The organism is Nocardia farcinica (genome assembly GCF_001182745.1).
Taxonomy (GTDB): Bacteria; Actinomycetota; Actinomycetes; order Mycobacteriales; family Mycobacteriaceae; genus Nocardia; species Nocardia farcinica.
Genome location: NZ_LN868938.1, coordinates 2,439,668 through 2,459,599, shown reverse-complemented (window position 1 = coordinate 2,459,599; position 19,932 = coordinate 2,439,668). Strand labels below are relative to the sequence as shown.

19 protein-coding genes are annotated in these 19,932 nt (G+C 70.4%); 7 read left to right on the top strand and 12 right to left on the bottom strand.

Annotation, left to right across the window (positions count from 1 at the left end; genetic code table 11):
- Positions 1-2: 2 nt before the first annotated feature.
- The 4 genes from AMO33_RS11920 to AMO33_RS31445 all read right to left on the bottom strand — a co-directional run bounded on the left by AMO33_RS11920 (position 3) and on the right by AMO33_RS31445 (position 6,513).
- Positions 3-2,240 carry a 3'-5' exonuclease gene (locus AMO33_RS11920; protein ID WP_060592605.1) on the bottom strand — a complete coding sequence of 746 codons (2,238 nt, stop codon included), beginning with the start codon at positions 2,238-2,240 and terminating at the stop codon, positions 3-5.
- A 178-nt stretch (positions 2,241-2,418) separates the two neighbouring features.
- Positions 2,419-3,954, bottom strand: coding sequence for a CBS domain-containing protein (locus AMO33_RS11915; protein WP_060592604.1), 1,536 nt, complete (start codon positions 3,952-3,954; stop codon positions 2,419-2,421).
- Positions 3,955-4,019: 65 nt separating this feature from the next.
- Positions 4,020-5,972: a UvrD-helicase domain-containing protein gene (locus AMO33_RS11910; RefSeq protein ID WP_076574028.1), complete on the bottom strand. Its 1,953-nt coding sequence runs from the start codon at positions 5,970-5,972 to the stop codon at positions 4,020-4,022.
- Positions 5,973-6,186: 214 nt separating this feature from the next.
- Positions 6,187-6,513, bottom strand: a complete 327-nt coding sequence (locus AMO33_RS31445; RefSeq protein WP_139337571.1) for a hypothetical protein — start codon at positions 6,511-6,513, stop codon at positions 6,187-6,189.
- On the opposite strand from AMO33_RS31445, the gene AMO33_RS11900 reads away from it, so the two are divergent.
- Together AMO33_RS11900 and AMO33_RS11895 are read left to right on the top strand one after the other, a co-directional pair.
- Positions 6,512-7,027: a hypothetical protein gene (locus AMO33_RS11900; RefSeq protein ID WP_139337570.1), complete on the top strand. Its 516-nt coding sequence runs from the start codon at positions 6,512-6,514 to the stop codon at positions 7,025-7,027. The two genes, AMO33_RS31445 and AMO33_RS11900, sit on opposite strands and share 2 nt — an antisense overlap.
- Positions 7,028-7,108: 81 nt before the next feature.
- Positions 7,109-7,642: a hypothetical protein gene (locus tag AMO33_RS11895; RefSeq protein WP_060592597.1), complete on the top strand. Its 534-nt coding sequence runs from the start codon at positions 7,109-7,111 to the stop codon at positions 7,640-7,642.
- Positions 7,643-7,958: 316 nt separating this feature from the next.
- On the opposite strand, the gene AMO33_RS11890 is transcribed toward AMO33_RS11895, so the two are convergent.
- Positions 7,959-8,291 carry a hypothetical protein gene (locus tag AMO33_RS11890; RefSeq protein ID WP_060592595.1) on the bottom strand — a complete coding sequence of 111 codons (333 nt, stop codon included), beginning with the start codon at positions 8,289-8,291 and terminating at the stop codon, positions 7,959-7,961.
- Between the two features lie 334 nt (positions 8,292-8,625).
- Between AMO33_RS11890 and AMO33_RS11885 the strand changes: the two genes are divergently transcribed.
- Positions 8,626-9,009, top strand: coding sequence for a hypothetical protein (locus AMO33_RS11885; RefSeq protein WP_139337569.1), 384 nt, complete (start codon positions 8,626-8,628; stop codon positions 9,007-9,009).
- An 83-nt stretch (positions 9,010-9,092) separates the two neighbouring features.
- On the opposite strand, the gene lipA is transcribed toward AMO33_RS11885, so the two are convergent.
- From lipA to sucB, 5 genes are all read right to left on the bottom strand, one after another.
- Positions 9,093-10,151 carry a lipoyl synthase gene (gene lipA, locus AMO33_RS11880; protein WP_060592593.1) on the bottom strand — a complete coding sequence of 353 codons (1,059 nt, stop codon included), beginning with the start codon at positions 10,149-10,151 and terminating at the stop codon, positions 9,093-9,095.
- A complete protein-coding gene (gene lipB, locus AMO33_RS11875; RefSeq protein WP_011208218.1) occupies positions 10,148-10,900 on the bottom strand; it encodes a lipoyl(octanoyl) transferase LipB in 753 nt (250 codons plus the stop codon). The genes lipA and lipB overlap by 4 nt, the downstream gene beginning before the upstream one ends.
- A 90-nt stretch (positions 10,901-10,990) precedes the next feature.
- On the bottom strand, positions 10,991-11,524 hold the full coding sequence (locus AMO33_RS11870) for a GNAT family N-acetyltransferase (RefSeq protein WP_011208219.1): 534 nt from the start codon (positions 11,522-11,524) through the stop codon (positions 10,991-10,993).
- Positions 11,525-11,747: 223 nt separating this feature from the next.
- A complete protein-coding gene (locus tag AMO33_RS11865) occupies positions 11,748-12,650 on the bottom strand; it encodes a TIGR01777 family oxidoreductase (protein WP_060592591.1) in 903 nt (300 codons plus the stop codon).
- 9 nt (positions 12,651-12,659) lie between these two features.
- Positions 12,660-14,474 (bottom strand): 2-oxoglutarate dehydrogenase, E2 component, dihydrolipoamide succinyltransferase, encoded by a 1,815-nt coding sequence (gene sucB, locus AMO33_RS11860; RefSeq protein WP_060592589.1) that lies wholly within the window; start codon positions 14,472-14,474, stop codon positions 12,660-12,662.
- A gap of 261 nt (positions 14,475-14,735) precedes the next feature.
- On the opposite strand from sucB, the gene AMO33_RS11855 reads away from it, so the two are divergent.
- The gene (locus AMO33_RS11855) at positions 14,736-15,086 is read left to right on the top strand and encodes a hypothetical protein (protein ID WP_011208222.1); all 351 of its coding nucleotides are present in this window, start codon (positions 14,736-14,738) and stop codon (positions 15,084-15,086) included.
- Positions 15,087-15,122: 36 nt separating this feature from the next.
- Here AMO33_RS11855 and AMO33_RS11850 read toward each other — a convergent pair whose 3' ends face one another.
- Positions 15,123-16,634, bottom strand: a complete 1,512-nt coding sequence (locus tag AMO33_RS11850; protein WP_060592588.1) for a leucyl aminopeptidase — start codon at positions 16,632-16,634, stop codon at positions 15,123-15,125.
- Positions 16,635-16,715: 81 nt separating this feature from the next.
- Between AMO33_RS11850 and AMO33_RS11845 the strand changes: the two genes are divergently transcribed.
- A complete protein-coding gene (locus AMO33_RS11845) occupies positions 16,716-17,183 on the top strand; it encodes an NUDIX hydrolase (RefSeq protein WP_261307333.1) in 468 nt (155 codons plus the stop codon).
- 30 nt (positions 17,184-17,213) lie between these two features.
- Here the strand turns inward: AMO33_RS11845 and AMO33_RS11840 are convergent, their stop codons facing one another.
- Positions 17,214-18,014, bottom strand: a complete 801-nt coding sequence (locus AMO33_RS11840) for a TetR/AcrR family transcriptional regulator (RefSeq protein WP_240327485.1) — start codon at positions 18,012-18,014, stop codon at positions 17,214-17,216.
- Between the two features lie 97 nt (positions 18,015-18,111).
- Between AMO33_RS11840 and AMO33_RS11835 the strand changes: the two genes are divergently transcribed.
- The gene (locus AMO33_RS11835) at positions 18,112-18,774 is read left to right on the top strand and encodes a GNAT family N-acetyltransferase (RefSeq protein ID WP_060592584.1); all 663 of its coding nucleotides are present in this window, start codon (positions 18,112-18,114) and stop codon (positions 18,772-18,774) included.
- A 9-nt stretch (positions 18,775-18,783) separates the two neighbouring features.
- Entirely contained in the window at positions 18,784-19,884 is a 1,101-nt protein-coding gene (gene gcvT, locus AMO33_RS11830; RefSeq protein WP_060592582.1) for a glycine cleavage system aminomethyltransferase GcvT, read from the top strand.
- Positions 19,885-19,932 lie beyond the last annotated feature (48 nt).

The following is a 19,932-nucleotide window of genomic DNA, read 5'->3' as shown; positions in this document are numbered from 1 at the left end:
GGTCAGCGCAGGAGCTCCGACCGAGTCCCGCACCAGGTGACGACCAACTCGTCCCTGGCGCGGCTCGCCGCGACATACAGCAGCGAGCGTTCCCGCTGGCGGGCCTCGGCCTGCTCCTCTTCGGGTACCTGAACCGCCACCTTGGCGGGTACATGGTCGCTGTCCACCCCGGCGAGGACGACGCAGCGGAACTCCATGCCCTTGGCACGGTGCATGGTGAGCACCTGGACCGAGTCGTCGGTGGCGTGCTCCTTGTCCAACGGTGCGGCGGGGATGCCGCGGCGGCGCAACTCGTCGACGAAGTCGTCGCGATCGTGCAGGCCACGGGTGAGCACCGCGACACTGCCCGGCTGCACGTCGCCGCGGTCCAGCCACTGCTGCACCGTCGAGGCGACGGCCTCATACTGCTGCGCGGCGGAAGCACATTCGATCAAGCGCGGCTTCGGCCCGAGACGGGCGGAGGTATAGCCCGCGGTGGTCTCCGCCTCGGCCTCCAGATCCTGGTAGTCCGCGCCTTCGAGAATGCCGACGGCGAACTGCAGGTTCTGGGCGGTGGTTCGATAGTTCAGGGTCAACCGGCTGGACCGGCCACGGATGTTGATCCCCAAGCGGTTCAGCACCACGGGCTGGCCGTAGATGCGCTGATGGGAGTCCTCGGCGATGAACAGGTCGTCCGGACTCTCCGGTACCAGGGCCCGCAGTAGCCGCCAGTGGGTCGCGTGCAGGTCCTGGGCTTCGTCGACGATCACGTGATCGGCCAGGTAACGATTCTCGTTCTCCGCGCGCAGCCGCAGCAACGCCGCTGCCACGGCCAGCACCTCGGGATAACTCAGCGTGCCGTTGACCCTGTTGAGTTTGCGGTACTCCTCGATCACCCGCCACACGGCGGTGCGCTGCGCTCTCGACAATCGCACACCCCGACCGGCCCGCGGCACTCGCGCGTACTGCTCCACGGTGGTGATCTCGTTACCGAGGACCACGCCCACATATTCCGGCGCAAGGAACGAGCTGTGCCGCAGGCGAGGATCGAGACCGTCACCCGCAGCACGCACGGCTTCCGGCCAGCCCTTGTCGTCGCCGGTCCTGCGGCGTCGTCTGCCACCGGCGCCGAAGCCGAGCACCCGCTCCGCGGCGGCCTGGTAGTGGTGCTCGGCTGCCTTCGAGACCACGGCCTGGGCAAGGCTGTCCAGTCCTGCCACATACACTCCCGGATCTCCGGGGCGGCTCGCGATCGGCAGGGTCGGATCGAGCGCACGCAGATCGGCCTCCAAGGTGGATGCCAGGGTCTTGTTGAAGGTTGTCAGCACAATTCGCGCGTTGGGATTCAACTCGGCGAGGTACCGCGCCCGATGGAGTGCCACGACGGTTTTCCCGGTTCCCGCACCACCCGAGAGCCGGAAGGCGCCACGATTGCTTTTCTCGACGTAGCGTCGCTGATTCGGATGCAGGAAGGTGCGCCAGGCCTTGAAATCCCCTTCTTCGATCACCCGCCGCAGTTCGGCGTTGTCGTCGACCAAGGTGAACTGCATCTTTGTCGCGGGATGTTCGAGTGCGGCGAGGATTTGTTCGTTCTCGTCGAGGCTCTCGTCGACCGGCTGCTCGGTGAAGCCGAGGGTGTCGCGGATATCATCGATCGCCCGGCCGACCGCCAGCTCCAGCAGGGCATTCTGTTGCCAGGCGACATCGGTCGTCTGCGCGACAGCCAGCACGGCGTCCTGGTCCGGCGCCGCAAGGGCGCGTTCGGCCACATCGGGATCCAGACCGAGGCGATCGGTCAGATCTGCCAGGGTGAACCCGATGTGACCGAGATATCCGGCCGTCGGCCGGGATGCGAGGCGGGCAAGTTCCCCGGTCGGATCCGGCACCACGGTCCGCTTCTTACGGTCCGCGCGCCCGTCCAGCTCGCCGACGATGCCCTCGAGGACACCGTTCACCGGATTCACCCGCAGCGTGGACTTCTCGGCGAGCTTGTTCGCCACATCATGCTTCCAGGTGCCGAGATAGATGTAGGTGGTATCGACCGACTTGCCGTCGATGCGGAACATGATCGCTCGGTAGTTGAGATCGACCCGTCCGGTCCGGACGCGAGGGTCGACAGCGCCCTTGATCGGCTCGATGTGCAGCCCCGGGAGGGTGTCATCGGCGCGGACTTTCTCGAAGAAGTCGTAGACCTTGTTCTTGATCGATCCGTCGAGCTTGGGCATCGACTTGTTGTTGGTCGCCAGCACCACCAGCGCCATCCGCGCAACTCCTCGCTTCGGTCACCCCCGCGCCCCCGGCCGTACACGGCATCCCGGTCGCCTGTTCGTCTCAGCATCTTAGAGTGATTGCCCAACCTCCGTGGTGGGGGACGCATGTACGGTGCGGACGCCGAGTTCGATGGCCCGGACTGTATGCCGCACCGCTCGGCCTGCGGAGTTACGGGTTGGGTTCGGCGGTCCGCAGGAGTTGCAGCAGCCCATGGACCGCGGCGAACTTCTCCTCCGACAGTGGGTCGGTGGCGAAGTGCATGAGGTCGTTGCGGACCTTGCGCACCAGTTCGAGCAGCTCCACCACCTGGTTCCGGTCCAGTCGCCAGCCCAGTTTGTGCCAGCGATCCGGGTCGGCCAGCAGATGAACGTAGTTGCCGAAAGTGAGGTCGGCTGCCGACTTGATGCGTGATCGCTGGTACGGCTTGACAGCGTTCTTCATATCGTCGAGGTCGAGGTGATCGTCGGCGGCGCGTCGAAGCCGGTTCTCCGCCTCCTCGATGAGCACGAAGGGCCGGGCGAGGGTCCCGAACTGGCGAGTCAGGTCCGCGGCGGTGAGGATGCCGGTGACTCTGACCCGGTCCGGGCTGCGGACGAAGATGAATCCCCGGTCGTAGATGACGTCGATCTGATCGAGCAGGAGCGCGTCGTGGTCGACGACGGGAGCGGGGACCGTCGCGTCGGCGAGCGCCGGCTGGTCGCCGGCGATGTGCGCTCGGCCAATCGACTCCCACGTCACCGCGCCGCGGTACGTCCCGTCCTCATCGATTACGGCGAGCTGGGAGAACTGATGCCGCAGCATCACGGTCTTCGCATAGGTGAGGTCGGCGGTCGACGGAATCGACACCAGGCGCGCGGGCAGGTCGCCGAGGCGCCGCGACATCGGCTCGGGCTCGGTGACATTCTCGACGTCTGCGGTGTCGCCCGTCACTGCGTCGACGCCGGGCTCGCTGCCGAGCGGCACCAGGGCGACGACGTCGCTGAGCCCGCCTTCGGTGAAGGCCGGGCGCGTCGTCAAGCCGTTCTCGGCCAGGTCTGCCTTGATCATCGACACGGCCGCCGCGGTCCGCCGTTCGACGCCCCAGTGCTCCAGAAGGCTACGAACGGTCAGCTGTCGCGGATTCGAGGGGTCTCGTGCGGCCGCATCCTCCAACAGCTCGGCCGAGCTGGTCGCTTCTTCGTCGCCGTGGAACCCGGGATCGCTGCCATCGCGGGCCAACTGCTCGATCCGCGCGGCGGCGTCGTGGCGGGTCAGACCGCAGACGGTGAGCAAGGAGCCCAGACTGGCCCGTAGGTCGGGGCGGATGTTCTCCCACGGTATGTCCGTGCGCAGCCAGTCGACCTTCCGGACCTGACGGAAGTCGGGCGGCTCGTCCCCGTGGTACTCGTAGGCCCCGCTGACTCGGCCGACCGCAACGAAGCCGTAGTTCGTCTTGAGCGGCATCACGACCAAGTCGCCTTCCTGGATGGCGGTCTCGAACTTCCACAACTGGCCCGCCCAGTTGCCGAGCATGGTCGGGCTCGCATCCGGATACGCCTCGCGCAGACCTTGCTTCAGCTCCTGCCAGGTGCGATATCGGCTGAGATCACCGATTTCGGGCCAACCGATGATGGTGAGCCCTTCGGTGAGCGCTTTGCGTTCACGCTCGCCGCCGCGGCCGGACCGGACCAGCCACGCCCGCGGTGATTGCCCCTCGCTCGGCATCGTATTCTGTCCCTCCCAATCGGCCGATTCGATTCTTGCACGGTCGAGGCACTCATGCCCCCTGGTCAACCCGATACATACGCCACCCACAAGTGGTCGCGTGCACGGCTGGTGGCGACGAGGCGTTGCCGGGCCAGAAGCTCCGCGCGGTCACGTGCTGCCGGGGTGAGGCCGCCCGGATCAGCCGGCGCTTCGGTGATGAAGTAGACGGCGGCGAAATCGATGCCCTTGGCGCGTCGGACGGTGCCCACCTTGATCGGATCGACCTGTGTGCCGTCGTACTTGTCGAGGGGCAGCGTGGACAGTCCGGCTCGGTCGAGGATGCGTTTGAAATGGTCGGCGTCCTTCAGCGAACCGACGATCACGGCGGTGTCGGTGAGCGGGCGGTTCGATTCGGTGAGAGCGCGAACGAGTTCGGCGTCGACATCACGGCGGCGTAGCTGATTCTCTACGACCGTCCCGCCCGGCAAGGTGGTCTCGCTGTCGCGGAGCACGACCCCCGGGCCGCCGTCCAGATCGTCGACGACGTTGCCGGCCTCGATTCGTTTGGTGTATTGGAGCACCGCGTGGCGGTTGCGGTAGTTGGTGCGAAGTACGCGACCGCGTCCCGATATCGGGATACCGGCGTCGGAGAGCCGCCAGCCACCCGCGTAGACCTGCTGTTGTCCGTCGCCGACGAGCAGGAGCGGGGCGTCGCGCCCGCCGCCCGCGATCTGGTGGACGAGGCGGAGTTCCATGAGCGTGAAGTCCTGGACCTCGTCGACCACGACCAGTCCGTAGTCCTCGGTGTCGTCGAGGGGACGGGCGCGCAGTTCGTCGACAGCCAGCCGGATCACATCGTTGAAGTCGTGCGCCCCTTTGGCTTTCATGGCCTCCTGGTATGGAGTGAACCAGTGTTCCCACACGTATTTGCGCCGTGGTCCGTGCAGTTGAATCCCCTCGCGGCCGGTGCGCCGCACGCTTTGATATTCGGTGAGCTTCGCTATGCCCCTGCCTTTGATGACCCGGTCGATTTCCTCCGTCCAGTAGGCGAAGTCGGTGCCCTCGACCCTGCCGAGCACCTCTCTGGCACCCTGCCAGGCTTTGGCGCGCGCGGAGTCGCGTGCCGCCTCGTCCAGGTTGTAGCCGACGCCGCGCCGCCTGAGGAAAGCGGTGGTCCAGGCGTGCAGCCCGGTGAACTGCGCACGGTCCGCGGCGCGCGGCGCCAACCGAGAGAATGCCGCACCGTGGTAGGCGGGCAGGGTCTTGACGAAACTGGTGAACAGCAGGCGGCCCGGGTTGTGCCTCGCGAATTTGCCCATCCGGTGCAAGGCCACCACCGTCTTTCCGGTACCCGCGGGTCCGCTGATTCGGGCCGGGCCGGTGAAATTCGTGTCGACGAGGGTCAGCTGGTCCGGGTCCAGGAAGGTGATCCACTCCCGGAACGGCCGCTTCAGCGCTTCCTCGCGTGCTTCCGCGGCCAGTTCTCGAGCGGAGATGAGGGTGTCCGCGGCGACGTCGACCGCGGTCGGAGCGCCGTCGGGGCAGATTCGGTCGAACCAGTCGAGCCTGCGGTCGAGCGCGTCGGCGACCTCGCGGACCTTGTTCGCCGACAGGCGTTGCTCGCCGTCGGTCAGCACGGTGTGCAGTGTGGACTCATCCGCGGCGACGAACAGGTCGTGTGCTTCCGTGCGGATGGCACGCGGCATCAACAACACGACCTCCACCGTGTGCGGCACGAATTGTGCGCGGCCGCCCAGTAGCCCCCCGAAGGTCTCCTCCGCGCGCTTGCGGAGGCTTCGCAGGGCAGCGTGTTCCGGTACGTCGTCGGTGAAGACGAGTGCGTAGGCCCCCGTTCTGCCGACCGCGAACGCCGCGATGTGCCCTGACGACGGAGCCGAACGGCTGACGAACAGGTGCCAGCCGCGCGCCATGAGCGGCACGGACAGGAACCTTCGATGCTTGGCGTCCAGCCCGGGTAGCTGCGCGAGTTGTTGCTCGACCCAGCGGACACGGCGTTCGCGGTGGATATCCGGCATCGTGAAACCCCCATCACCCCTCGAGGCCTTCCGGCGTGGTCAACGGTACCGGCGCGGTGGCGATTTCGCTCGGGATCGACTGTGTGGCAATGAGATTGATCGGCCGCGATTCGATGCCGAAGCCATCGCGTCGGGTCGGACGGGTCCGTCTCGACGGCCCGGTGGGATGGGGGTTGTGGGGTCGATGCGCATACCCTCTGTCGCGCATAGTGTTTCACCGAGGAGCGTGTCCATGAGAAGGAGCGTTGTCGGCGGCCGCGTTGCTGATGCCCGCCGGAGCCGCCGCTGCCGAGCCGGTCCAGGCGGTGCCGGTCGCGGTACCGGCGGGCTCTTCCTCGACCGGATCGGCAGCGGTGCTGGATCCGTTGCTGTGCGCGCCGGTGATAGGGTCCGTCATCCAGGCGCTCGGATACAAACCGTACGGGCCCTTGTTGCCGTAGATCAGCGCGATGCGCTGAACGGACAGCGCAGTTCGTTGCGCGGCGGGTGTCGCGCCACGGGGGGCCGCACCAGGCGCGGCGCGACAGGAGGGTGCCGCCATGGGCGGGACTGATGAACCGGTGATCGAATACGACGATCGGTGGATCGTGCGTCCGCTGCGGAGGCGGGTCATCCGCAGGATCCGTTGGGCGTCCGATCGGGTCGAGCTGATCTGCGACCCGTTCCTGGCCGTTGTTGTCGGACTCGACGCTCGACTGTCCCCGGTATTCCACAAGGACGACCCGCGGCGGCATCCGATCACGTACTGGAGCAAGCAAAAGGTCGCGCAGCTCCTCGAGACGCCCATTCTCTCGGCCGTCTTCTTCAAGTCCGGTCACCTTCGATTCGGATTCGAAAACGGATGGAATCTCACATCGGCCCGGCAGCCGGAACGGCTCCCGTGCGCGTATACCCGTGAGGGAGTTCTCTGGGACGGGTCCGTCTGGCATGAACACCCCGGCTATCGGGTGGTGGCGGTCGACAAATGGAGTGGACAGGTGATTTCCGCTCCTCCGTGGCCGATGCGCCCGCCGGAGCTGGGTTCGGAGTCCGGTTCCGGCGACATCAACGGATGAAACGGCGGGTCTGATCGGCGGATCATGTTCGGGCGCGGATGTCGGTCGTGCGGGTGGGGCAATAGTCGGTAGAGGAGTGGGATGGCGCGGGTCACGCAGGTGATCAGCCCGATGGTGTTGCTGTGGATGCTGGTCGTGGTGGTGGGGTTGCTGGCGTTCATGGCAGGTGTGCTGCACCTGGGTATGGCGATCGCGCGATGGAGCGGGTCGGATGTGGCGATGGCGTTGTTTCTCCCGGTGAGCGCGGTGGCGGGGATCGGCGCGTGGTCGGTGGTCCTGAGCGCGGCGTGGTGGTTGCGGCGAAGGTACTTGCGGCGGGTGGGGGTGGCGGTGTCGGATGCGACGGTGGTCGAGTCGCAGGTGCGGCGTAAGCGGATGCGGGCGTTGTTCGATTTCGATCTGTGGCAGGTCACGGTGGAGGCTCGGTTCTCGCATCCGGACTCGGGACGTGAGGTTCGGGTGCGGAAGCAGTACTCCTTTCATCAGTTTCGCGCGGCTGCCGCTCGGCGGTTCGCGGATCGGCTGAGTGTGGGGGTGTCGGCTCCCGTCGTGGTGCGGAGGAACGCGGCGATGTTCGATGTTCCGGAGCGGCCGACCTGGGTGGACATCTGGTGAGGTCCGCGGTGCGCGCCGCCGTCGCCCGTTCGTTCTCGCGGCCCGGACGTTCCGTGGTCGGGCCCGCGGCTGGTAGACGTGCGCTGATCACCGCGCGGCGCGGGTGGTGGTGTGGTGGCACCGAGCAGGTGTCGGGGCGCGTTCGGCGTGGTCGCCGTGCGTGATCGGCGCGGTGTCGGTTTCGAGGTTCCGGTCCGATTCCGTGTGGTGACGGTAGCGGTCGGGGCGGCTGGATCTCGATTGCCGCGGATTCGCTCTGGGTCGGTGAACTACCCGCGTCTTCGCGGGCCGGCCGGGGTGCGAACGAGCTGGTGGATCAGGAACTTTCGCAGCCGATCCCGTTGCCGTCGCGATCCAGGTCGTAGTCGTCGGGGCCGATGACGCGGACTCGGCCGGTGTACACCGGCCCGTCGCCGGACCCGCCCGCGCAGTCGACGTCGATGACTCGGGGGAGGCAGGGGTCGTAGGAGGGGTGGCAGTCCTGGGATCGGGGCGGGGGTGCGACCGGCGGTGGGGGTGGGCAGAACTGGGCGGAGCCGCTGGTGCAGAGGAAGTCGGTGAGGGGGTCGGCGGTGGCGGTCAGGGGCGCGGTGAAGGCCAGGGCGAGGGCGGCGCCGGAGGTGAGGGCGAGCGTGGTTGCGGTGCGCATGGTGGTGCCTCGAGACGGGATCGGGTGCTCGGCAAGCGAGTGGCTAATTTTCTGATGCTACGGCGGAGGCTCAGCGTCAAGAGGGGTTTCGAGAATCGTGGGGGATCGGTGGAACCGAACCGTGATACGGGCCGTCCAACCCGGTATCGAACTGATCGTGCGGGGAAGGGGAGTCGTGGTGATGTCGGAATCTCGTCGGTTGCCTGGGCGGTACTGCCACGGGCGGTCGGGGCTGGTTGGTCGGCCCGGTGGCCGGGTGCGCGGGGCTGGTGGGCCGCCGCGGATGCGGTATGCCTGCTATGCCCATCACCCGGATGGTCGGATGGAGATTCCGGTGCATGCGGGGGCTCGGGCGGCGCCCGGGGCGATCGTGCAGGTGATGCTGGCGCCGCAGGTGGTTCGGGAGGCGGACGGGTCGTTCTCGGCGCGGTATCCGTCGCAGGACTGGAGCGTGGCGGGGGCGACGCGGGAAGCGGCGATCGGGGCGCTGGTGGTGGAATCGCGGCGGCGGATGCGGGATCCGGCGTATGTGGCGGCGCACTACGAGGTGACGTTGCGGCATGTGCGCGGCGAGCAGACGACGCCGGGGATCGAGATCGCGGTGCTGTCGTCGGAGCAGTACGTCGAGCGGATCGGGCGGCTCGGGGCGCGACTCAGACGCGGCTGGCAAGCGCCCGGGCCCGCGGGCGACGACGGTCTCGGTGGGCGGGGCCGGTGATGAGGTATTCGGAGGGTCTGATTCGTCGCTTGCGGGCGGTGTGCTCGGTCGACGGAAGAAGCCGTCGACCGAGCACGGCGAAATCAGCTACCGAACCGGGCCAGTACCGCCGAGGCTTCCTGCGAGGCCGTGCCTTCCTCCGCGAGATGTGCCATCGCGGGCGGGATCTCACGGCCGTGGTGCGCCATCGCCTGGGCGTAGAGACGGCCGGCGCGGTAGGAGGAGCGCACCAGCGGGCCCGCCATGACGCCGGCGAAACCGATCTCCTCGGCGACGCGGGAGTGCTCGACGAACTCCTCCGGCTTGACCCAGCGGTCGACGGGGTGGTGCCGGGGCGACGGGCGCAGGTACTGGGTGATGGTGAGGATGTCGCACCCCGCCTCGTGCAGGTCGCGCATCGCCTCGGTGACCTCTTCGGGGGTCTCGCCCATGCCGAGGATCAGGTTCGACTTGGTGACCAGGCCCGCCTCGCGGGCGGCGGTGAGCACCGCGAGCGAGCGCTCGTAGCGGAAGGCGGGGCGGATGCGCTTGAAGATGCGCGGCACCGTCTCGAGATTGTGCGCGAGCACCTCGGGGCGGGCGGAGAACACCTCGGCGAGCTGGTCGGGATCGGCGTTGAAGTCGGGGATGAGCAGCTCGACACCGGTGGCGGGGTTGAGGCGCTTGATGGCACGCACGGTTTCGGCGTAGAGCCAGGCGCCGCCGTCCTCCAGGTCGTCGCGGGCGACGCCGGTGATGGTGGAGTAGCGCAGCCCCATCGCCTGGACGGACTCGGCGACGCGGCGGGGCTCGTCACGGTCGAGGGCGGCCGGTTTGCCGGTGTCGATCTGGCAGAAATCGCAGCGCCGGGTGCACTGCTCGCCGCCGATGAGGAACGTCGCCTCGCGGTCTTCCCAGCATTCGAAGATGTTGGGGCAGCCCGCTTCCTCGCAGACGGTGTGCAGGCCTTCGCGTTTGACCAAGCCCTTGAGCTCGGAGTACTCCGGGCCCATGGTGGCGCGCGTGCGGATCCACTTGGGTTTGCGCTCGATCGGGGTCTGCGCGTTGCGCGCCTCGATGCGCAGGAGCTTGCGGCCGTTCGCGGTGGCGGGGGCCGGGGCGGGGGTGCCGCCGTGCGGTGTCGGGGTGTCGACTGAGGTCACGTCATCGACCTTACGCGTGTCGAATTCGGCGCCGCCGGGGTAGTGCCGGGGCGGGGGAGATCGTGGTCGCGGACGGGCAGGTCGCCGTTGAGCGCCTGCACCACGGCGGTGGCGACCATCGGCTTGACCTCGGCGACGGTGACCTCGCGGCCCAGTTCGCGGGTCAGCGTGGTGACGCCGGCGTCCTGGATGCCGCACGGCACGATTGCCTGGAAACCGTCGAGGGCGGAATTGCAGTTGAACGAGATACCGTGCAAGGCCACGCCGCGCTGTACGCGGATGCCGATGGCGGCGATCTTGCGTTCGGCGAGGGTCTCGGTCGCGGGCAGCCACACGCCGGAGCGCCCTTCGACCCGGCCGACGGTGAGGCCGAGCTCGGTGCACACCGAGATCAGCGCCTCCTCGAGGCGGCGGACGTAGTCGACGACGTCGACCGGCTCGGCCAGACGCACGATCGGGTAGCCGACGAGCTGCCCGGGGCCGTGCCAGGTGATCTTGCCGCCGCGGTCGACCTGGACGACGGGGCTGCCGTCGATCGGCAGGTCGGCGTCCTCGGTGCGGCGGCCCGCGGTGTAGACGGAGGGGTGCTCGAGCAACAGCAGACGGTCGGAACCGGCACCCTCGGCGCGCTCGGCGGCGATGGTGCGCTGCAGCTCCCAGGCGGCGTGATAGTCGATGAGACCGAGATCCTCGACGACGACAGGGGTGGTGTCGAAGCGGGCGGACCGTGAGGTGCGCGTGTCGTTCACGAGGACGACGTTACGCCCGGTGATTTCAGCGGGGGCGACGACCCGCTGTGGTCGACGCCACACGGTTGCGGAGGCGGCCGCGAGCCGCCGTCAGTCGCCCTCCGCGGGCAGGGTGAGCTGCAGCAGGGTGAGGTCCATCCAGCGGCCGAACTTGCGGCCCACCTCGGGCAGGCGGCCGACCTCGACGAAGCCGAACCGCTCGTGCAGGGCGATGGAGGCGGTGTTGCTCGACTCGATGGCCGCGATCATCGCGTGCACCCGGCCCGAGGCGGTGGCGCGGTCGATCAGTTCGCGGAGCAGGGCGGCGGCCAGGCCGCGGCGCTGGAAACGGTCCACGATGTAGACGGAGTTCTCCACGGTGAAGCGGTAGCCGACCTTCGGGCGCCAGCGGCCGTAGCTGGCGTAACCGGCGAACTCGCCGTCCACCTCCGCGACCAGGATCGGCATGCCCGCGCCGGTGCGGTCGCCGAACCAGGCCAGGCGATCCTCCAGACCGACCTGCTCGACGTCCCAGATCGCGGTGGAGGTGGCGATGTTGGCGTTGTGGAGCTCGAGGATCGCGGGCAGGTCGTCCTCGGTCGCGTCGCGGATGACGGCGGGGGGACGGGTGTGCGTCGCGGTCAACGGGTTCTCCGGGCGTCGGCGGAATGGGGGCGGGGCCTCGCTCGCGCGAGACGCGCCGCCGGGGCGGCGCGAGCAGCCGCTTCCTCGATCATCGCCGGTCGGCAGCGCGAGCGGCAATGCGGGATCGGTCACGTTCGTGGCGCGCGGAGGAGGTCGCCGACATCGCGGGGAAACCCGCCGTGCGGTGCGGAGGTGGATGGGGTCGCCTCGGGCGGCCGAGCGCTTACCGTCCGTCCGGCCCGAAGATCGCGGTGAGCGCCGTCCCGATCGTGGGATGCCGGAACGAATACCCCGCCTCTTCCAGTGCGGCCGGGATCGCCCGTGGCCCGCGCAGGATCGCCTCGTCGGCGAACTCGCCCACCACCGCGCGCAGCGCGAACGCGGGCACCATCAGCGCGGACGGGCGGTGCAGGGCGCGGGCGAGCGCGCGGCTGAACTCGGCGTTGGTGACCGGGGCGGGGCCGGCCAGGTTGACCGGGCCGCGCAGGGCGTCGTGGGTGAGGGCGAAGACGATCGCCCCGATCTCGTCGTCGAGGGAGATCCACGGCAGGTACTGGCGGCCGCTGCCGAGGCGGCCGCCGAGCCCGAGGTTGTACAGCGGCGTGAGCATGCCGAGCATGCCGCCGTGCCGGGAGAGCACGACGGCACTGCGCAGCAGCACGGTGCGCGCGCCCGCGGCGCGCGCCCGCTCGGTGGCGGCCTCCCAGTCCCGGCACAGGGTGGCCAGGAAACCGGTGCCCGCCGGGGAGTTCTCGTCGACGACCCGATCGCCGGTGGCGCCGCCGTAGTAGTGCACGCCGCTGGCGTTGACCAGCACCGGCACGCCCGCGGCGGCCACCTCGGCGGACAGCACATCGGTGGGTGTGATGCGGCTGTCGCGCAGCTCCTGTTTGAAGCTGCCGGTCCAGCGCCGCCGTCCGAGACTCGCGCCGCACAGGTTGACCACCGCGTCGGCGCCCCGCAGCGCGCGCAAATCGAGCTCGGCGCGCGCGGGGTCCCAACGGAATTCGTCGCGGGCCGCGACGGGACGGCGCACGAGGCGGGTCACCTCGTGTCCGTCCCGGCGCAGGGCGGCGACCAGCGCCGTCCCGACCAGCCCGGACGACCCGGCGATCACAACCTTCATCGGCGGGAGTTACAGACCCAGGTCGGCCTCGAACGCGGCCTCCTCGAGGCGGTGCCGGATGGTGGTCAGGAAGCGACCCGCGTCGGCGCCGTCGATGAGGCGGTGATCGTAGGTGAGCGGCAGGTAGCACATCGACCGCACGCCGATGGACTCGCCACCGGTCTCGTCGGTCACCACCACCGGGCGCTTGACGATCGCGCCGGTGCCGAGCATGGCCGCCTGCGGCGGAACCAGGATCGGGGTGTCGAACAGCGCGCCCTGGCTGCCGATGTTGGTGATGGTGAACGTGCCGCCGGCCAGCTCGTCCGGCTTGAGGCCGCCGTTGCGGGCCCGGTCGGCGATGTCGGCGATGGCGCGCGCCAGCCCGGCCAGCGACAGGTCGCTGGCGTTGTGGATCACCGGGGACAGCAGACCCTGCTCGGTGTCGACGGCGATGCCGAGGTGCACCGAGGCGTGGTAGGTGATCTCCTTGGTGTCCTCGTTGTAGGAGGCGTTCACGTTCGGGTGCACGCCCAGCGCCTCGACGACGGCCTTGGCGAAGAACGGCAGGAACGTCAGGTTGACGCCCTCGCGCTCCTTGAACGCCGCCTTCGCCTGCGCGCGCAGCGCGGCGATCTTGGTGACGTCGGCCTCGTGGACCTGGGTGAGCTGCGCGGTGGTCTGCAGCGACTCCCGGGTCTTGGTGGCGGTGATCTGCCGGATCCGGCTGGCCTTCTGCGTGGTGCCGCGCAGGTGAGCCAGCTGCGGGGCGGGCGCGGGCGCGGACGGCGCCTTCGCCGCGGGCGCGGCGGCGGCCGGGGCGGGCGCGGCAGCGGCGGCGGGAGCCTTCTTGGCCTCGGCCGCGGCGAGCACGTCCTGCTTGCGGATGCGGCCGCCGACACCGGAACCCTTGATCGAGTTCAGGTCGACACCGTGCTCCTCGGCCAGCTTGCGCACCAGCGGGGTGACGTACGGCGTGGCGCCGGAGTCGGCCGGAGCGGGGGCCTGCGGCTGCGCCTGGGCGGCGGGCGCGGGCTGCTCGGCCTTGGGTGCGGGTGCGGGCTTCGGCTCCGGTGCGGGCTCGGGCTTCGGTTCGGGCTTCGGCTCCGGTGCGGGCTCGGGCTTCGGTTCGGGCTTCGGCTCCGGTGCGGGCTCCGGCTTCGGCTCGGCCTTGGTCTGCGGCGCGGGGGCCGGGGCGGGCGCCGACGCGGCGGCGGGCTTGCCGCTGCCGATCACGCCGAGCTGGCCGCCGACGGCGACGACGTCGTCCTCCTGCGCGGTGATCTCGAGCAGGGTGCCCGCGACCGGCGAGGGGATCTCGGTGTCGACCTTGTCGGTGGAGACCTCGAGCAGCGGCTCGTCGACCTCGACCTGGTCGCCGACCGACTTCAGCCAGCGGGTGACGGTGCCCTCGGTGACCGACTCGCCGAGTTCGGGCATCTTCACGGGGGTGCCCTCGGCGGCGTCGCCGGACGCGGCGGGCTGCTGGGCGGGGGCCTGCTCGGCCTGGGCCGGCTCGGGCTCGGGTTCGGCGGCCGCGGACTCCTCGGCGGGAGCTTCGGCGGCGGGGGCTTCGGGGGCGGGGGCGGATTCGGCGGGCGCCTCACCGGCTTCGCTGATCACACCGAGTTCGCCGCCGACCTCGACCACGTCGTCCTCCTGGGCGACGATCTTCGACAGCACACCCGCCGCCGGGGACGGGATCTCGGTGTCGACCTTGTCGGTGGAGACCTCGAGCAGCGGCTCGTCGACCTCGACCGTGTCTCCTTCCTGCTTCAGCCACCTGGTCACCGTTCCCTCGGTGACGCTCTCACCAAGAGCCGGCATCTGGACGGAGAAGGCCATGTCCGTTGACTCCTCTGACTGCTCGACGGGTTCTACAACAGTTGATCTTCCAGCGGGCGGTCACCGCGGTCGCGGCGAAAACCCGGAAGCCACGCCGACATTCTGCGCGGCACCGGAGATCGGTGCGGTTCTTGTACCGCCGACCATCCTTGCACTCGACCGCGTGGCGCGTAGCACAGGGCGGTCATCTGAGCGTGAGCTGGCACTATGGAAGGTAGCGGTGGCGCGGTGTGCCGCCGCCGCACGAGGAGGTCGGCACGAATGGGTCTGTTGGGTCGCCTGCGTGGCGCGGTCAGCCGGGGCGGCGGGACGGGCCCGCGCGCGGAAGACGCGCGCTACCTGGCCGAATGGGTGCGCACGCACACCGGTGTGGAGGGTTTCGTCGAGCCGAAGACGACGGTGACCGACGTGACGGTGGTGCTGGTGGCCGCCGACGGCGAATGGACGCGCCGCGTGGTGGGGGAGGCGGGCGCGCGCAGGCTGGCGAGCGACTTGCGCATCCCGGTCTACGACGTCGCCAAGACCGGTTACCCGCAACGGATGCGCGACTACGACGAGCGCAGGCGCATCGAGCGACGCCGCGCGCTGGAAGACGAACTGCGCGATCTGTGACCGGCGGCGGCCCGCCGGGACCGCCGCCGGTGGTGCTCACTCGGCCGCGATGTCCTCGAGCACCGCGATGAGGGTGCGCACCGGAACACCGGTGCCGCCCTTGCCGATGTAGCCGAACGGGCCGCCGGTGTTGTAGGCCGGGCCCGCGACGTCCAGGTGCGCCCACTGCACGCCTTCGGGCACGAACTCCTTGAGGAACAGTCCCGCCGAGAGCATGCCGCCCCAGCGGTGCGGCGTCACGTTGGCCAGGTCGGCGATCTTGGAGTTGAGGTCGGCGCGCAGTTCGGCGGGCAGCGGCATGGGCCAGCCGTTCTCGCCCACCTCCTGGGAGATGCGCGCGACCCGGTCGCGGAATTCGTCGGTGCCCATCACGCCCGGCGTGCGGGTGCCGAGGGCGACCATCTGGGCGCCGGTGAGGGTGGCGACGTCGATGAGGAACTCGGGGGAGTCCTCACCGGCCCGCACGATCGCGTCGGCCAGGATCAGCCTGCCCTCGGCGTCGGTGTTGAGCACCTCGACGGTGGTGCCGCCGTACTGGGTGAGCACGTCGCCGGGACGCTGCGCGGTGGCCGAAGGCATGTTCTCGGCCATCGGCACGGTCGCGGTGACCGTGATCGGCAGGCTCAGCCGCGCGGCGAGCAGGGTGGTGGCGATGACCGCGGCGGCGCCCGCCATGTCCGAGGTCATGTTCTCCATGTTCTGCGCGGGCTTGATGGAGATGCCGCCGGTGTCGAAGGTGACGCCCTTGCCGATCAGCGCGACCTTCTTCGGCCCGCCCGCGTAGGTGAGGCGGACCAGCCGGGGCGGGCGCGAGGAGCCCTTGCCGACGCCGAGCACGCCGCCGTAACCGCCCGCGTCCAGCGCGTTCTCGTCGAGCACCTCGACGTCGAGGCCGGCGGCCTCGGCCAGCACCTGGGTGCGCGCGGCGAACTCCGCCGGGTAGAGGTGGCTCGGCGGGGTGTTGACGAAATCGCGGGCGGTGGCGACGGCCTCGGCGACCAGCTGCGCGCGGAACAGCGCCTCCTCGCCGAAATCGGCGGTGGGCACCAGGAACTCGACCTTGGCGACCGGCCGCTCGTCGGGCTTGGGTGCGGACTTGGCCGAACGGAACGGGGTGAAGGTGTAGGCGCCGAGGTAGAAGCCCTCCGCCGCGGCGGCGATGTCGATGCCGCCCAGGGTGGTGGCGACCACTTCGGTGCCGGTCAGCGAACGGGCGGCGACCCCGGCGCTGCGGCGCAGCTGCTCGGCGTCGAGCTTGTCCGGTGCGCCGAGACCGACCGCGAGCACGCTGGTGACGCCCTCGAGTGCGGCGGGTGCGGGCACCCGGGTCAGCTCCTCGGCCTTGCCCTTCGCGCCGACGGCGCCGAGCTGGTCGAGCAGCTCCGCGCGCACGTCCTCGGTGAGCACGTCGCCGAACATGTCGTCCGGCGCGATCGAGGGACCGTTCTCCGACGAGGTCAAGCCGATCACCAGCACGTCGGTGTCCGGGCCGAGGGTTTCGGTGCGCGCCAATTCGGGTCCGAGGGAGCGATCTGCAACAGCGGTCATGGGCACAGGCTATTCGGTCGGCGCGGGGGCGTGCAGGTGGCGGGCGTGCGCGGGCGCCCGCGGTGGGCGAGACTGGAGCGCGTGACCGAGACGACGGCCGGGGTGGCGCAGCGACAGCGGGTGGCGGCGTATGCGGTGTGCGTGCGGGCGGGGCGGGTGCTGCTGGCCCGGTGGGTTCCGCTGGACGGGAGCCCGCCGCGGTGGACGATGCCGGGCGGCGGGATCGACCACGGCGAGGACCCCTACGACGCGGTGATCCGCGAGGTGCGCGAGGAGACCGGCTACGAATTCCGGCCGACCCGGCTGCTCGGCATGGACTCGTTGCGCCTGACCGACGACGACGGCGCCGCCTTCCACGGGCTGCGCGTGGTCTACACCGGCGAGATCGTCGGCGGCGAGTTGCGGTACGAGGTGGGCGGTTCCACCGATCGCGCCGAGTGGTTCGACCTCGATGCGGTGACCGAGCTCGACCGGGTGGGGCTGGTGGACATCGCGCTCGCGCTGTACCGGGACCGACCCGCGACCGGCTCGCTCACGGCGAGCGTCTGACGGAGGTCGGCCGGGCGGTCGCCGGTCTCGTTACGGACTGCCGTGCTCGCGCCGGTGTTCGATACCGGTCAGCAGCAGGTCGACCGCGTCGCCGATCAGCCGCTCGACGTCCGGTTCGGCGGGGCCGCCCGCGAAGACCTTGTGCAGGGTCGGCCGGGCGACCGGATCGATGAGTTCGACCAGCTCCGGCGGCGGCGCGCCGGGCGGTCGCCCGCGGTCGGCGTACCAGAGCAGCGCGAGCCCTTGGACCAGGCCGGACAGGGCCAGGTAGGTGTTCAGCAGCTGCGCACCGGACAGTCCGAGGCGGTCGAGGGTGGCGAAGGTGGCTTCCAGGGAATCGAACAGGACCGGGCCCGCCGGTGGTCGGATGCGGGCGAGGACGGGCAGCAGCCAGGGGTGGGTGCGGTAGCGGCGCCACTCCGTGAGCGCGTCGTGGGTGAGGGCGGCCCGCCAGTCGGCGGGGCGCGAATCCGCCTCCGGTGGTTCGGTTTCGGCGAGGACCAGTTCGGTCATCGCGCCCAGCAGGGCGTCCCGGTCGGGGTAGTGGCGGTACAGGGCGGCGGTGGCGACGCCGAGGTCACCGGCGAGGCGGCGCAGCGTGAGTCCCTCGATGCCGTCGCGGTCGGCCAGTGCCACGGCCGCGCGGGCGATCCCGACGCGGGTCAGGCGGGCGGGGCGCGGCGGCCGGTCGACGGGCGTGCCCGCGGCTCGTCCGGCCCGGCGGGAGCGGTAGGCACGGGCCTGGCAGGAGCGCGAACAGTAGCGGCGGGGCCGGCCGCGTGGCGGTTGCGGTACCGCACGGCGGCAGACGGGGCACACGCTTTTCCTCACACGAACAAGTGTGACGAAATCGTGGAAGCCGATGCGGGCGCTGCCTAGCGTGGCAGGCGTTATCGCTGTTCACGTGGTCACTACGGGAGGTCGGGTCATGGAGTTGCGGGTGCGGCGGGCGCGGGCGGGGGACGTCGCGGCGGTGGCGGCGGCCTATGTCGCGGCGACCGCGGACGAGGCCGTCTGGGCGTGGGTGACCGCGGGGAGCGCCGAGATCGTCGAGGCGTTCCGGGTCGAGCACGCACCGCGCCTCATCGAGCGGGCGGTGGCCGAGGACGAGGTGTGGATCGCCGGGCCCGGGGACGCGGTCTGGGCGGTATCGCTGTGGCACCGGGTGACTTCGGTGCAGCGCTACCGCGCCGAGGCCGAGGAGAGCGCCGCGATGGCCGCCGCCGCCCCCGGGGTGCGGCCGCTGGCTCGCCTCGCGACGCTCACCGCGCTGGTGGCCGACCATCATCCGCGCGAGTTCCCGCACCGCTACCTGCAATCCATCGCCACCGTGCCCGAGCACCGCGGGACGGGTGCGGGCGGGGCCGTCATCGCCGACCGGCTGGCGGCCGCCACGGCGGCGGGCGAGCCGGTGTTCCTCGAGGCCAGCACCGAGCGGTCCGCCGCCCTCTACGCCCGGCTCGGTTTCACACCGACCGGCGCGGCTCTCGCGCTGCCCGAGGACGGGCCGGTCCTGCGCCCGATGTGGTTCCGTCCGGGCACGGCAGCGGGGGTCACGGGCGTGGCGGGAGCGACGGTGACCAACGGATAAGCTCGGCGGATGACCGAGACCGACCTGTTGCGCGGACCTGTTCACGACCTGCACGGCGAGCTGGGGGCGACCTTCGCCGAGTTCGGCGGCTGGCAGATGCCGGTGGCCTACGCGGGCACCGTGGGCGAGCACCAGGCGGTGCGCACCACGGTCGGGCTCTTCGACGTCAGCCATCTCGGGAAGGCGACGGTGGCCGGACCCGGCGCCGCGGAGTTCGTGAACGCCACGCTCACCAACGATCTGGGCCGCATCCATCCCGGCAAGGCCCAGTACACCCTGTGCTGTTCGGCCGACGGCGGCGTCATCGACGACCTGATCGCCTACTACGTCGCCGACGACGAGATCTTCCTCGTGCCGAACGCCGCCAACACCGCCGCCGTGGTCGCCGAGCTGGCCGCCGCCGCACCCGCCGGTGTCACCGTGACGGATCAGCACCGGGACTACGCGGTGTTCGCGGTACAGGGCCCGCGTTCGGCGCAGGTGCTCGCCGCGCTGGGGCTGCCGACCGAGATGGAGTACATGGCGTTCGCCGACGCGGCGTGGGAGGGGCGGCCGATCCGGGTCTGCCGCACCGGCTACACCGGCGAGCACGGCTACGAGGTGCTGCCGCGGTGGGCCGACGCGGAGCCGGTGTTCCGCGCCCTGCTCGAGCAGGTCCGCGCGGCCGACGGTCAACCGGCCGGGCTCGGCGCCCGCGACACCCTGCGCACCGAGATGGGGTATCCGCTGCACGGGCACGAACTCTCGCGGGAGATCTCGCCGGTGCAGGCCCGCACCGGCTGGGCGGTCGGCTGGCGCAAGCCGCAGTTCTGGGGCAAGGCGGCGCTGGAGCAGGAGAAGGCGGCGGGGCCGCGGCGAATCCTGATGGGGCTGAAGGCGATCGATCGCGGCGTGCTGCGGCAGGGGCAGCCGGTGCTGCGTGACGGCGAGCCCGTCGGCGAGACCACCTCGGGCACCTTCTCCCCGACGCTGAAGGTCGGCATCGCCCTCGCCCTGCTCGACACCGGTGCGGGTCTGGAGCCGGGCGCCGAGGTGGCGGTCGACGTGCGGGGCAGGCGGCTGCGCTGCGAGGTCGTCAAGCCGCCGTTCGTGCCCTCGCGCACGTCCTGAGCGGGCGGTCGCAACCGGCTCGTGGCCGACACGCGCGACGGCCGAAAT

Excerpts from the sequence above, each read along its gene's own strand:
- AMO33_RS11850 (WP_060592588.1), bottom strand. The coding sequence starts at position 16,634 with ATGACCGCTGTTGCAGATCGCTCCCTCGGACCCGAATTGGCGCGCACC.
- AMO33_RS11865 (WP_060592591.1), bottom strand. The coding sequence starts at position 12,650 with ATGAAGGTTGTGATCGCCGGGTCGTCCGGGCTGGTCGGGACGGCGCTG.
- AMO33_RS11910 (WP_076574028.1), bottom strand. The coding sequence starts at position 5,972 with ATGCCGGATATCCACCGCGAACGCCGTGTCCGCTGGGTCGAGCAACAA.
- AMO33_RS11855 (WP_011208222.1), top strand. The coding sequence starts at position 14,736 with ATGGGTCTGTTGGGTCGCCTGCGTGGCGCGGTCAGCCGGGGCGGCGGG.
- AMO33_RS11915 (WP_060592604.1), bottom strand. The coding sequence starts at position 3,954 with ATGCCGAGCGAGGGGCAATCACCGCGGGCGTGGCTGGTCCGGTCCGGC.
- AMO33_RS11920 (WP_060592605.1), bottom strand. The coding sequence starts at position 2,240 with ATGGCGCTGGTGGTGCTGGCGACCAACAACAAGTCGATGCCCAAGCTC.
- sucB (WP_060592589.1), bottom strand. The coding sequence starts at position 14,474 with ATGGCCTTCTCCGTCCAGATGCCGGCTCTTGGTGAGAGCGTCACCGAG.
- gcvT (WP_060592582.1), top strand. The coding sequence starts at position 18,784 with ATGACCGAGACCGACCTGTTGCGCGGACCTGTTCACGACCTGCACGGC.
- AMO33_RS11895 (WP_060592597.1), top strand. The coding sequence starts at position 7,109 with ATGGCGCGGGTCACGCAGGTGATCAGCCCGATGGTGTTGCTGTGGATG.
- AMO33_RS11835 (WP_060592584.1), top strand. The coding sequence starts at position 18,112 with ATGGAGTTGCGGGTGCGGCGGGCGCGGGCGGGGGACGTCGCGGCGGTG.
- AMO33_RS11900 (WP_139337570.1), top strand. The coding sequence starts at position 6,512 with ATGGGCGGGACTGATGAACCGGTGATCGAATACGACGATCGGTGGATC.
- AMO33_RS31445 (WP_139337571.1), bottom strand. The coding sequence starts at position 6,513 with ATGGCGGCACCCTCCTGTCGCGCCGCGCCTGGTGCGGCCCCCCGTGGC.
- AMO33_RS11890 (WP_060592595.1), bottom strand. The coding sequence starts at position 8,291 with ATGCGCACCGCAACCACGCTCGCCCTCACCTCCGGCGCCGCCCTCGCC.